Raw genomic sequence first — 12,800 nt, forward strand, 5'->3', positions numbered from 1 at the left:
TTGACCGAACCGTTCGGTCAATATATTCAGGGTCCAGCGAGGAGACCGCCTGCCACAGCGGCTGCCCGCGGTTGCGTCTTTTTGGGGAGGACTTGATGGCCGCATCGAGAGACCAGACGGCTCGCGTCCTTCGACAGGAAGCGGTGGAGGGCCGGGCGGGCGGCGATGCTGGCTCCGAGGCATCCGCACTCCCTGCCGAGCAGCTGCGCCCTCATGTCGCCGAGGAGGCGAAGCGTCCGCCCCGCGAGGCGCCGGAGGGCCCGGTGAGCGACAAGCCGCCGGCACCCGCGGCGGAAGCGCCCGCCGCCGCTGCGCCCAAATCCGGCAAGCGCAAATTCGTGCTGACCGGCGTTGGCCTCGCGCTCGCGCTCGCCGTTGCGGGCTATGCCGGCTATTACACGCTGGTTGGCCGTTTCTACATCTCGACTGACGATGCCTATGTTCGCGCCAACAACACCATGCTCGGCGCGCGCGTTGCTGGCCACATCTCCGCGATCCTCGCCGGCGACAACACGCCCGTTAAGGCCGGCGACATCATCTTCCGCATCGACGATGGCGATTACAGGATCGCGGTCGAAGCCGCCGCGACCAAGATCGCGACCCAGCAGGCCACCATCGATCGCATCGGCCGCCAGGTCGCCGCACTCGACAGTCAGGTCGCCCAGGCCAATGCGCAGCTCGTCTCCGCGGAAGCGGGCCTCAAGCGCGCCGACCTCGATTACGAGCGCCAGCAGGCGCTGAGCAGCAAGGGCTTTGCCTCGCGCGCCACCTTCGAAAGCTCGGAGGCCGGACGCGACCAGGGCGCCGCCGCGGTCAAGGCTGCAAAGGCCGCCTACGAGGTTGCCGTCAGCAATGTCGACGTCGCCAGGGCGCAGCAGGCCGAAGCGCAGGCCCAGCTTGCCGAGCTCAAGACCACGCTGGCCAAGGCCGAGCGCGACCTCGGCTTCACCGCGGTGCGCGCGCCGGTCAACGGCACGTTCTCGAACCGCCTGGTCAACACCGGCGACTTCGTCGCGGTCGGCCAGCGCCTCGGCAACATCGTGCCGCTGGACGACGTCTATATCGACGCGAATTTCAAGGAGACGCAGCTCAAGCGCATCCGCCCGGGACAGCCGGTGACGATCAAGGTCGATGCCTACGGCATGCGCAAGTTTTCCGGCGTGGTCGACAGCATCGCGGCGGGCGCGGGCTCGGTGTTCACGCTGCTGCCGCCCGACAACGCCACCGGCAATTTCACCAAGATCGTGCAGCGCGTGCCGGTCCGCATCCGCGTGCCCAAATCGGTGGCGAAGCAGAACCTGCTCCGCGCCGGCATGTCGGTCTACGCCACCGTCGACACCAACAAGGGCGCCGCCGACGCCGACAGCGAGGTCGACCTCGACCATCCCGCCGCGGTCCATCCGCAGTAGCCGGAAGCCGAGCGCTGCGAGGTCAGGCCATGGCCACCGCCACCACCGCTTCACCTGCCTTGATGGCGGATCCCGCTTCGGAGCGCATTGCGCCGAAGCGGCTGTTCGCGTTCATCATCATGGTGTTCGGGATGTTCATGTCGATCCTGGACATCCAGATCGTCTCGGCCTCCTTGAGCGAAATCCAGGCCGGGCTGTCGGCGAGCTCGAGCGAGGTGTCCTGGGTTCAGACCGCCTATCTGATCGCCGAGGTGATCGCGATCCCGCTGTCGGGCTTCCTGTCGCGCGCCTTCGGCACGCGGCTGCTGTTCGCGATCTCGGCGGCGGGCTTCACCGCCGCAAGCCTGCTCTGCGGCTTCGCCACGACGATCGAGGAGATGATCCTCTGGCGTGCGCTGCAGGGCTTTCTCGGCGCCGGCATGATCCCGACCGTGTTCGCTTCGGCCTACACGGTTTTCCCGCGCACGAAATTCCACATCGTCGGACCCATCATCGGGCTTGTTGCGACCTTGGCTCCGACGATCGGGCCGACGGTCGGCGGCTACATCACCGACCTGATGTCGTGGAACTGGCTGTTCTTCATCAACGTCGTGCCCGGCATCGGCATTACATTGGGCGTGCTGGCGCTGGTCGATTTCGACGAGCCGCATTTCGAGCTGCTTGAGCGCTTCGACTGGTGGGGCCTATTGTTCATGGCCAGCTTCCTCGGCACGCTGGAATACGTGTTGGAGGAAGGTCCGCAATATCAATGGATGCAGGACACGTCCGTCGCGATCTGCGCCTGGATCTGCGCCATCTCGGCCATCGCCTTCTTCTGGCGGGTGTTCACGGCGGCCGAGCCGATCGTCAATCTGCGCACCTTCTCCGACCGCAATTTCGCCGTCGGATGCACGCTGCAATTCTGCATCGGCATCGGCCTCTACGGCCTGACCTACATCTATCCGCGCTACCTCGCCGAAGTGCGCGGCTACAGCGCGCTGATGATCGGCGAGACCATGTTCGTGTCCGGCATCACCATGTTCCTGGTCGCGCCGCTGGTCGGCCGGCTCATGGCGAAGGTCGACATGCGCTACATGATCGCATTCGGCCTCATCGTGTTCGCGATCGGCACCTACCAGATGACCTTTATCACGCGCGACTACGATTTCTACGAGCTGCTGGTGCCGCAGATCCTGCGCGGCATCGGCATGATGTTCGCGATGGTCCCGACCAACAACGTCGCGCTCGGCACGCTTGCGCCCGAAAAGGTGAAGAACGCGAGCGGCCTGTTCAACCTGATGCGCAATCTCGGCGGCGCGGTCGGCCTCGCCGTCATCAACACCGTGCTCAACGACCGCACCGACCTGCACATCGTCCGCCTGCAGGAGCGGGTGACCTGGGGCAACGCGACCGCGACCGAAACCCTGACCATGCTCCAGCAGAAATTCCAGGGGCTCGGCGATTCCGCGCTGATGGCGATGAAGCAGCTCAGCCAGATCGTGCATCGCCAGGCCGTGGTGATGAGCTTCGGCGACGCCTTCCTGATGCTGACGCTGTTCTATCTCGGTCTCAGCCTGCTGGTCGCGCTGCTGAACAAGCCGGCTTCGCCGTTCGGCGCCGGCGGCGATGCGCACTAATTTGCAACACTCGTGCGTGAACTCGCGCGAGGCCCGTTGCAATCGGCTGGCGACACATCTATAAAGCGCACCTCATTCATCCGAACCGGGGAGAGATTTGCATGATTTCGTCGCATTCGCAGATCGTACGCCCGCGCTCGATGATGACCTCGATCTCGTTCTGGCTCGGTATGTACGCGGCCTGTTAGAGGCCTCTTCCGCCAGCTTCGATTGGGCCAAGGTTTTGGCCAAGCGTCCCGATCGCTTCGTTTCCCAAGTCAAAATCAGTCTTACGTGACGCCGTCTCGGCCCTCGCGGCCGGCCTGCGTCCACCGATGGAGCCGGCCCGCGCGAAGCGGCCGGATGATGCCATGACCGCTCTATGCAAGAAGCCCGCGGCGATTCGCGTCGTGCTTCCCTTCGTGTTCAAGCACTGGCTGAAGCAGCCAGGGCGCGGCCTCGTCGTGGCCGGCGGCCTATTGGGCGCAACTGCCGCCGATTTGTTCATGCCGGTCTTCTCCGGACACCTGATCGACGCGCTGACCCGAGGTCCATCCGACCCCGATGCGCGGCACGCGGCGCTGGTCGCGTTCGGCGCGATCGTGGCGCTGGGTGCGGCTTCGATGGTGCTGCGGCTCGCGGGATTGCAGGCGATCGTGCCGTTCACGCTGCAGATCATGTCCGAGGTCGCGCAGGAGGCGTTCACACGCGTGCAGCGCTTCTCGACCGACTGGCACGCGAACTCCTTCGCCGGCTCCACGGTCCGCAAGATCACCCGCGGCATGTGGGCGCTCGACCTGCTCAACGACACGCTGCTGTTGGCGCTGCTGCCCTCGTTCGTCGTTCTGATCGGCTCGATGATCCTGCTCGGCCTGCACTGGACCTCGCTCGGCGCGGTGATCGCGATCGGCGCGCTGGCCTATGTCACGATGACGGTGCTGTTCTCGACCCGCTACATCGCGCCGGCCGCGCGCGTCTCCAATGCCTGGGACACCAAGGTCGGCGGCACGCTGGCGGATGCGCTGACCTGCAACGCCGTGGTGAAATCGTTCGGCGCGGAGCTGCGCGAGGACGCTCGGCTCGCCCGCGTCGTCAACCGCTGGCGCGTGCGCGTGCGGCGGACCTGGTTTCGCTACAACTACACCGCCATGGCGCAGCTCTCGCTGCTGCTGGCCTTGCGCGCGTCCGTGATCGGCGGATCGGTGCTGCTGTGGATGTCAGGTCACGCCTCGCCTGGCGAAGTCACCTACGTGCTGACGAGCTACTACGTGATCCACGCCTATTTGCGCGACGTCGGCATGCACATCAACAACCTGCAGCGCTCGGTCAACGACATGGAGGAACTGGTGGCGATCCACGACGAGCCGATCGGCATCGCCGATGCACCCGACGCGCGGCCGATCGCGATCGAAGGCGGCGAGATCGTGTTCGACGACGTCACGTTCCAGTACGGCGGCCATCGCACGCCGCTCTATGACGGGCTTTCGCTGACGATCCGCGCCGGCGAGCGGGTCGGCCTCGTCGGCCGCTCCGGCTCCGGCAAGACCACTTTCGTCAAGCTGGTGCAGCGGCTCTACGACGTCACCGGCGGCCGGGTGCTGATCGACGGGCAGGACATCGCGCTCGCCACGCAGCAATCGCTGCGCAGCCAGATCGCGATCGTGCAGCAGGAGCCGATCCTGTTTCACCGCACGCTCGCCGAGAACATCGCCTATGGCCGGCCCGGCGCCAGCCTCGAGGCGATCGAGCAGGCGGCGCGGCTCGCCAATGCGCACGACTTCATCCTGCGCCTGCCGAAGGGCTACGGCACCCTGGTCGGCGAGCGCGGCGTGAAACTGTCGGGCGGCGAGCGGCAGCGCGTGGCGCTGGCGCGTGCCTTCCTGGCGGATGCGCCGGTGCTGATCCTGGACGAGGCGACCTCGAGCCTCGATTCGGAATCGGAGGCGCTGATCCAGGAGGCGATGGAGCGGCTGATGCAGGGCCGCACCTCGATCGTGATCGCGCACCGGCTGTCGACGGTGAAGAGCCTCGATCGCATCCTGGTGTTCGATCGCGGCGAGATCGTCGAGCAGGGCACACACGCCGCGCTCGCACGCAAGCCGGACGGCATCTATCGCAGCCTGTTCGAGCGCCAGGTGGTGGAGCTCGGACGGATCGCAGCAGCGGAATGACGCGCGTGGCCGGCGGATGCCGGCCACGTCGCGTGAGGATGGAATGACATGAAGGACCTGACACACGGCTCGATCGTGAGACACATCCTGGCGATGGCGCCGCCGATCATGGTCGGCATGATCTCGATCATGATCTGCCAGCTGGTCGATCTGTATTTCGTATCCGGCCTCGGCGATGCCGCGGTTGCCGGCGTCGCCGCGGCCGGCAATGCCGGCTTTCTCGTCAACGCCTTGATGCAGGTGCTCGGCGTCGGCACGGTGGCGCTGATCGCGCATGCCGTGGGACGCAAGGACCGGGCGGATGCCAACCTGATCTTCAACCAGGCGGTCGTGCTGTCGGTGCTGGCGGGCGTCTCGACCCTCGTGATCGGTGCGGCGCTGTCGCGCCCCTACATGCGCTCGATCGCGGCCGACCAGGCCACGGTCGAGGCAGGGACCACCTATCTGTTGTGGTTCATGCCGGCGCTCGCGCTGGAATTCGCCATGCAGGTGCTGGCTTCGGCGCTGCGTGCGACCGGCATCGTGCGCCCCGCAATGGTCGTGCGCGCGCTCGCGGTCGCGATCAACATCGCGCTGGCACCGGTGTTGATCTCGGGCTGCGGCACGGGCCATGCGCTCGGCGTCGCCGGCGCGGGGCTGGCGAGCTCGATTGCGGTCGCCGTCGGCGTGCTGATGCTGCTGGCCCACTTCCTCAAGCGAGAGCGTTATGTCGCCTTTCATCCCGCGCAGTGGCGGCCGCGGCTTTCGCAGTGGAAGCGGATCCTCGGTGTCGGTCTGCCCGCAGGCGGCGAGTTCGTGATGGTCTTCATCATCATGGGGGTCGGCTTTTACGTGCTGGGCGTGTTCGGCCCGGCCGCGCAGGCAGGATTTGGCATCGGAACGCGCCTCCTCGGCCTGATCCAGATGCCAGCGCTTGCCATCGCCCTTGCTGCAGGACCTATCGCCGGCCAGAATTTCGGTGCGGGCAACGGCGCGCGCGTGCGGGAGACCTTCGTCAAGGCGGCGCTGATCGCGACCGCCGTGATGATTGTTTTCCTGGTACTCGTGCAACTCATGCCGGGTCTGTTGCTTGCGGGCTTCTCGCAGGACCGGGAGACGGTGGCGGTTGCGTCGCTTTTTCTGCGCATCGTCTCGCTCAATATGGTGGTGCAGGGGCTCATCTTCACCTGCTCGAGCATGTTTCAGGGGCTTGGCAACACCAAGCCGGTGTTGTGGACCTCGGCCGTGCGGGTGATTACCTACTCGCTGCCGTCGATCTGGCTCTCGACCTGGCCGGGCTTCCGGATGGAGCATGTCTGGTATTTGTCGCTTGCGACGGTCGCACTCCAGGCCGTCCTGAGCGTGTGGCTGTTGCGAGGCGAGTTCAAAAAGCGCCTGACATTGCTACCTCAGGGGAGGGCCCCGGAGCAGGAGCGCCCCGAACCCGCTGCACCTCTCGTCCGCGAGCCTGCATAGAGACAGCTTGGTTATCCCCCCGGCGCCGGCCGGGGGCATGACGCGCGCCGCGAAGAGGCGCGGAGCTAACGCGCGCCGATGCTGTTCCAGACGAGCGTCAGGCCCGACAGGAACAACAGGCCGAGCACGACATCGCCGAAATGCTTGTCGTTCAGCGCGTGATAGACGCGCGCGCCCGCCCAGGCGCCGACCAGCGTGCCCGGAAACGCGACGGCCGCGAGCCAGACCACCTTGAAAGCGACGAGGCCGGAGGCTGTCTGCAGCACCAGTGCGGTGGCGAGTACGGTGAAATTGAAGAGCTGGAAGATGCCGCGCCGCTCGTGCTTGTTCCAGCCGCGGATGTTGGCCCAAAGGATCGGCAGCGGTCCCGAGAGTCCGGCAAGGCCACCAAGTATGCCGCCGGCAAAGCCGACCGCGCCGTCGGCGATCCGGCCGCCGACTTTGATCGCGAGCGGCTTCTTGTTGAGGTACAGCGCACTCGAGAAGATCAGAATCAATACGCCGACGCTCAGCTTGAACACTTTTGGATCGGCCGAGGCGACCAGCGTGGTCCCGAGCGGCACGCCAAGCAGTCCACCGATCAGGAACGGCCAGACCAGAGAGAGATCGAAATTCTTCCACATCGAGGGCAGCGTCGAGGTCTGGGCGATGACCGAGCAGATCAGCACCAGGGGCACCGCGAGCGAGGGCGGCAGCACGTACAGCCAGATGCCGAGCGCCATCAGCGCCGTGCCGAAACCGGCCAGTCCCGAGACGAAGCCGCCGGCGAGCGCGCCGAGCGGCAGCAGGACGTAGGTGAGCGTTTCCAACGGATTGTCCTTGTCGCAGGGCGCGACCCTGAACGGTTGATCGCACGGCTCGCATAACATGCCTGCCGGCATCGAGGTCAATCCATGCCGCATGCAAGCGTGATCTGCGGCGTTCCAGCGCCGCCGTCGTCAAAGACTAGACGATCTGCCTCGTATCGGCAGGCTTCTGCAGCGCGCCGACCAGGATACGCAGCGCTTCCGTCAATTCCGATCTGTTCCGGGCCGCGCCGAGCGAGACGCGTGCCGCATGCGGCGGTGCCCCGTCGACCGTGAAGGCATCGCCGGCGACGACCGCAAGCCCATTGCGCAGGAGAGCTGCGGCGAGATCGGGACGCTCCTCCGGCAGCCGCAGCCACAGATGATGGGCGGCCGGTCTCGCCAGGAACTGAAAACCCTTCAGTGCGCGTTGCGCGAGCTGCTGGCGGCCGACCGCTTCGTTGCGGATGGCGCCGATGATGCGGTCGGCAACGCCGTTTTCGATCCAATGCGTCACCAGCGCGACCATCAGGGGCGCCGGCATCTGTACGGTGGCCTGCAGGGAGGTGCGCATGTCCCGCTGCGCGCCGTTGTCGGGCGTCACCAGATAGGCAACACGCAGCGCCGGCGCGATGCATTTCGACAACGTGGTCGCAAGATATGTCCGTTCCGGAATGAGGTTCGCGATCGGCGAGGCCGAGCGGTCGAGCAGCCCGTAGGCATCGTCCTCGATCAGGATGGTGCCGGCATCGCGAATGATCTTCGCAATAGTGCCGCGCCGCTCGGCGGAAAGCGTCGCCGTGGTCGGATTGTGCAGCGTCGGGATGAGATAGACGGCTTTCGGCGTATGCACGCGGCACGCCTTTGCCAGCGCGTCCGGCAGGATGCCGTCCTCATCCATGGCGACACCGACGAGCTTGACGCCGAGCAGTGCCGCGGCGGCCTTGATGCCGGGGAAGGTGAGGGCTTCGGTCAGAACGGTTTCGCCGGGCCGTGCAAGATGGGCGAGCAGATTGAAGAGGATCGTCTGAGCGCCGGGAAAGATGACCAGCCTGTCGGCCTGCGCATGCGGAACGCGGGCGCGCATCCAGCGCGCCGCGACCTCGCGCTCATGCGCGCTGCCGCCGGGCGGCTGGTAGTTGAGATACGCCGTCAGGCCCGATTGCGCGCGCAAGGCTTCGAGCCCCGCGATGATGCGCTCGTCGAGCTGCGCCTCCAGCGGGTGCGGCGGCACGTTCATCGACAGGTCGATCGCGACCGGGTGCGGCAGGTCGACCGCGCGCCGCGCGCTGGTCTCCGACACGAACGAGCCCTGTCCGACCCTGGCTTCCATGATGCCCCGGCGCCGCGCCTCGGTGTAGGCGCGCGTCACCGTCGTGAGGTCGATGCCGAGGGCCTTTGCCAGGGCGCGCTGCGTCGGCAGCTGCTGACCGCGCACCAGCCTGCCGGCGGCAATGTCGGCCTCCATCGCCTCGACGATGCGCTGGTAGCGCGGGCCCGAAAGCTCCGAGATTGTAGGGATCCATTCCATGCAATTTGGGCCCATAACCTTTGAATGTATGGATGCAATATAATATTGTATGGATCAGCGAAAAGGAAGAGGTGTGGTCATGTCTGTCTCTCTGGCGACGGTCTCTCTGGCCAAGGCGATGTGGCGCGGGTTCAGCGGCAAATGTCCGAATTGCGGGGAAGGGCACATGTTCGGCCGTTTCCTGAAAGTGGCGCAGGCTTGCGACCATTGCGGCGAGGAGTTGTTTCACCAGCGCGCCGACGACTTTCCTGCCTACCTCGTGATGGTGGTGGTCGGCCATCTCGTGGTGCCGGCAATCCTCGCGGTCGAGGCCGCCTACGCGCCGCCGGAATGGCTGCAACTCGCGGTGTGGCTGCCGGTGACGCTGTTCGCCTCACTCGCGCTGCTGCAACCGACCAAGGGCGCCATTGTCGGCCTGCAATGGCAGCTCGGCATGCACGGTTTCGAGGCGGGCAAGCTGCGGCGCGAGGCCGGCGAGCTTGCGCCGGTGCTGGTGAAGGACACGCGCGCCGCCTGAGGCGGCGTTTACATCGCGCGGCATGCCGCTACACTCCATCGTATCAAGCAAGAATGATGGAAACGCCGATGGCCCCGCGCGCGAAGACCTTCCTGCTCTGTCATGGCGCATGGTCCGGCGGATGGGCGTGGAAGAAGATGCACCCGCTGATGGCGCAGGCCGGCCACCGCCTGGTGGCGCCGACCTACACCGGGCTCGGCGAGCGCGCGCATCTGGCCAATCCGTCGGTCGATCTCGACACGCACATCCAGGACATCCTCAACGTCATCGCCTTCGAGGACCTCAGCGACATCGTGCTGCTCGGGCACAGCTATGGCGGCATGGTCGCGACCGGCGTCGCCGACCGCGCGCGCGAGCGCGTAACGCAACTGATCTATCTCGATGCTTTCGTGCCGCGTGACGGCCAGTCGCTGTTCGACCTCAACGAGGGCGGGCGCGAGCCGATGAGCAAGGCAGTCAGCTCGGGCGACGGCTATCGCATCCCGCCGAACCCGCCGCCGCCGGACACGCCCCAAGCCGATCTCGACTGGCTCAATGCACGCCGGGTCCCGATGCCAATCAAGTGCTTCGAGACGCGCCTGAGGCTCGAACATGGCGAGCCGGCGATGCCGCGCAGCTACATCTACTGCACGCGCCTTCCGCCCGGCGACGTGTTCGGCCAGTTTGCCCAGCGCACGAAGAGCGAGGAGGGCTGGCGCTATGTCGAGCTCGACGCCAGCCACGCGCCGAATGTGACGGCGCCGGAGGCGTTGATGGGTGTGTTGAACGAGATCGTGGCGTAACTCTCGCTGTCATTCCGGGGCGTGCGCAGCACGAACCCGGAATCCTTTTCTCTGCAGTCTCTGCCGCCCGATGGATTCCGGGTTCTCGCTTTCGCGAGCCCCGGAATGACACAGGTCGAATGGCTGCGCGCTCGGCCAAAATGGTGAGGGGTCCGATGCGTTGGCACCGAACCCCTCGTCGCTTCCTTGGCAAGACGCGTTTTCTTCACGCGAACCGGAAACCCACTTCGCTCGAAAACGCTTTAGAACATCAGCCGGCCTGTAAGCCGGGTTCTGTAGGGCACCGTCCGCTTGCGCGAACGATACGTGACGGCCATTCCTCTGGGACCATGTTTGCACACGGCCTCGAGCAACCTACCCGGACGGCGGGCCTGACATCGCCCCGCGGCGTTATCGCTTTCGCGAACAGCCCGCTTAAGCCGTCCCTATTCGGTTTTGCTCCCGGTGGGGTTTGCCCTGCCGGCTCCGTTGCCGGCGCCGCGGTGCGCTCTTACCGCACCTTTTCACCCTTGCCGCGCCGAAGCCCAAAGGGCGAAGGCGGGCGGTTCGTTCTCTGTGGCACTTTCCCTGGGGTCACCCCCGCCGGACGTTATCCGGCACCGCATGTCAAGGGAGCCCGGACTTTCCTCCCCGGCGGCCTTTCGGCACTTGCCGGAGCGGCCGTCCGGCCGACTGACTGATAAGGCATGGGCATTTGTGACGGTTTCGTCAAGCCGATATCGCGCGGCACGCTGCCTGCAAATAATTTATCCTGAAGATGTCGTTTGGCGCGCAACCCGTTCGACTGGATGCCGGCAACACAGCCGAACACAGGAGTGAAGCGATGCAATATCTGCTGATGATCTACCAGAACGAGGTCGAGTACGCGAAGATCGATGAGGCGACCAGCCAGAAGATCCTGGCCGAATACCAGACCTTCACGCAGGACATCATCCAGAGCGGCAATTTCAAGGCCGGCGACCGCCTGCAGCCGACCACCACGGCGACGACCGTGCGCGTGCGGGAGGGCAAAACGCTGACGACCGATGGTCCGTTCGCGGAAACGCGCGAGCAGCTCGGCGGCTATTACCTGGTCGAGGCCAAGGATCTCAACGCCGCCATCGAGATCGCGGCGCGGATTCCGAGCGCACGCATCGGCTCTATCGAGGTGCGGCCGATCTGGGTCTATGAGAAGTGACGGCTCTCACCTTCGTCATTCCGGGATGCGCCGCAAGGCGCAAGCCCGGAATCCATATCCCGAATCGTGGTTATGGATTCCGGGCTCGCGGCTTTGCCGCGCCCCGGAATGACGAGAGGGGAGTGATCGCGTGACATGACCCCTGGTGAGATCGACAAAATCTTCCGCGACGAGGCGGGGCGGGCGCTGGCCACGCTGATCCGTCTCGTCGGTGGTTTCGATCCCGCCGAGGACGCGCTCCAGGATGCGTTCGCGGTCGCGCTGGAACGCTGGGCGTGTGAGGTCCCCGACAATCCGCGCGCTTGGCTCGTTAACGTTGCCAAGCATAAGGCGATCGATCGCATCCGTCGTCAGGCTGTGTTCCGCGGCAAGCAGCAGGCGCTGGTGCATGAGCTCGAGCTCAACGCGTTGGGACCCGATGAGCCGACCGCAACGCTTGACGACGACATGCTGCGGCTGATCTTCACCTGCTGCCATCCCGCGTTCGCGCCCGAGGTGCAGGTCGCACTGACGCTGCGCACCGTGTGCGGACTGTCGACGGCGCAGGTGGCACGCGCCTTCCTCGTCGGCGAGGAGGCGATGGCGCAGCGGCTCGTTCGCGCCAAGCAGAAGATCAGGCTTGCCGGCATCCCCTATGAGGTGCCGGAACGCGAGATGCTGGCGCCGCGGCTCGATGGTGTGCTCGCCGTGATCTATCTCGTTTTCACCGAAGGCTATGTCGCGACCGAGGGCGCGGACTTGATGCGGCCTGATCTGGCGAGCGAAGCCATCCGGCTTGGCCGCCTGCTGAACCGGCTGATGCCCGACCGCGCCGGCATCAAGGGCCTGCTCGCCCTGATGCTGCTGCACGACGCGCGCCGCGCCGGGCGACAGACGCCGGCCGGCGACATCGTCCTGCTCGAAGAGCAGGACCGCTCGCTGTGGGACCGCGCGCAGATCGACGAGGGGCTGCGGCTGGTGGAGCACGCGCTGCGCGTGCCGGGCCGGCCACAACCCTATGCGGTGCAGGCCGCGATCGCAGCGCTGCATGCGCGTGCGCCGAGCTTCGAGGAGACCGATTGGCCGCAGATTGCCGGGCTGTACGAGGTGCTGCTGCGCATCAATCCGTCGCCGGTGATCGAGCTCAATCACGCCGCGGCGCTGTCGATGGTCGATGGGCCGGCACGAGCGCTCGATCTCGTCGATGCGATCGCCGCGCGCGGCGGGCTTCGCGGCTATGAGCTGTTGCCCGCCGTGCGCGCGGATCTGTTGCGGCGGCTCGGCAGGACGGAGGAGGCGCGCGAGGCCTATCGTGCGGCGACGGTGGCGACGCAGCTCGAGCCGTTGCGAAGGCTCTATGCGCGACGGTTGAGGGAGATGGAGAACTAGCACCGTCGTT

The 12,800-nt window shown here is 66.0% G+C and carries 11 protein-coding genes and 1 other RNA gene; 9 read left to right on the forward strand and 3 right to left on the reverse strand.

Annotated elements, in window-relative coordinates; translation table 11 throughout:
* Positions 1–95 precede the first annotated feature (95 nt).
* The 5 genes from P0R31_RS02505 to P0R31_RS02525 all read left to right on the forward strand — a co-directional run bounded on the left by P0R31_RS02505 (position 96) and on the right by P0R31_RS02525 (position 6,630).
* Complete coding sequence (locus P0R31_RS02505) at positions 96–1,409, forward strand: HlyD family secretion protein (protein WP_275512703.1); 1,314 nt, start codon at positions 96–98, stop codon at positions 1,407–1,409.
* Positions 1,410–1,438: 29 nt separating this feature from the next.
* Entirely contained in the window at positions 1,439–3,025 is a 1,587-nt protein-coding gene (locus P0R31_RS02510; RefSeq protein ID WP_275512704.1) for a DHA2 family efflux MFS transporter permease subunit, read from the forward strand.
* Between the two features lie 97 nt (positions 3,026–3,122).
* Positions 3,123–3,302, forward strand: coding sequence for a hypothetical protein (locus P0R31_RS02515; RefSeq protein ID WP_275512705.1), 180 nt, complete (start codon positions 3,123–3,125; stop codon positions 3,300–3,302).
* A gap of 73 nt (positions 3,303–3,375) precedes the next feature.
* Positions 3,376–5,175 (forward strand): ABC transporter ATP-binding protein, encoded by a 1,800-nt coding sequence (locus P0R31_RS02520; protein ID WP_275512706.1) that lies wholly within the window; start codon positions 3,376–3,378, stop codon positions 5,173–5,175.
* Between the two features lie 48 nt (positions 5,176–5,223).
* On the forward strand, positions 5,224–6,630 hold the full coding sequence (locus P0R31_RS02525; RefSeq protein ID WP_275512707.1) for an MATE family efflux transporter: 1,407 nt from the start codon (positions 5,224–5,226) through the stop codon (positions 6,628–6,630).
* A gap of 65 nt (positions 6,631–6,695) precedes the next feature.
* Here the strand turns inward: P0R31_RS02525 and P0R31_RS02530 are convergent, their stop codons facing one another.
* Positions 6,696–7,439, reverse strand: coding sequence for a sulfite exporter TauE/SafE family protein (locus P0R31_RS02530; RefSeq protein WP_275512708.1), 744 nt, complete (start codon positions 7,437–7,439; stop codon positions 6,696–6,698).
* Between the two features lie 136 nt (positions 7,440–7,575).
* The gene (locus tag P0R31_RS02535) at positions 7,576–8,946 is read right to left on the reverse strand and encodes a PLP-dependent aminotransferase family protein (protein ID WP_275512709.1); all 1,371 of its coding nucleotides are present in this window, start codon (positions 8,944–8,946) and stop codon (positions 7,576–7,578) included.
* Between the two features lie 79 nt (positions 8,947–9,025).
* On the opposite strand from P0R31_RS02535, the gene P0R31_RS02540 reads away from it, so the two are divergent.
* Both P0R31_RS02540 and P0R31_RS02545 read left to right on the forward strand, forming a co-directional pair.
* Positions 9,026–9,463, forward strand: coding sequence for a DUF983 domain-containing protein (locus tag P0R31_RS02540; RefSeq protein ID WP_275512710.1), 438 nt, complete (start codon positions 9,026–9,028; stop codon positions 9,461–9,463).
* 68 nt (positions 9,464–9,531) lie between these two features.
* Positions 9,532–10,245: an alpha/beta fold hydrolase gene (locus P0R31_RS02545; protein WP_275512711.1), complete on the forward strand. Its 714-nt coding sequence runs from the start codon at positions 9,532–9,534 to the stop codon at positions 10,243–10,245.
* A 246-nt stretch (positions 10,246–10,491) separates the two neighbouring features.
* Here P0R31_RS02545 and rnpB read toward each other — a convergent pair.
* Positions 10,492–10,921, reverse strand: an RNA gene (gene rnpB / locus P0R31_RS02550) — RNase P RNA component class A.
* Between the two features lie 147 nt (positions 10,922–11,068).
* Between rnpB and P0R31_RS02555 the strand changes: the two genes are divergently transcribed.
* Together P0R31_RS02555 and P0R31_RS02560 are read left to right on the forward strand one after the other, a co-directional pair.
* The gene (locus P0R31_RS02555; RefSeq protein WP_275512712.1) at positions 11,069–11,422 is read left to right on the forward strand and encodes a YciI family protein; all 354 of its coding nucleotides are present in this window, start codon (positions 11,069–11,071) and stop codon (positions 11,420–11,422) included.
* Between the two features lie 135 nt (positions 11,423–11,557).
* Positions 11,558–12,790, forward strand: coding sequence for an RNA polymerase sigma factor (locus P0R31_RS02560; RefSeq protein ID WP_275512713.1), 1,233 nt, complete (start codon positions 11,558–11,560; stop codon positions 12,788–12,790).
* Positions 12,791–12,800: the final 10 nt, after the last annotated feature.

Origin of the sequence: Bradyrhizobium yuanmingense, assembly GCF_029167105.1 — a bacterium.
Lineage (GTDB): Bacteria > Pseudomonadota > Alphaproteobacteria > Rhizobiales > Xanthobacteraceae > Bradyrhizobium > Bradyrhizobium yuanmingense_A.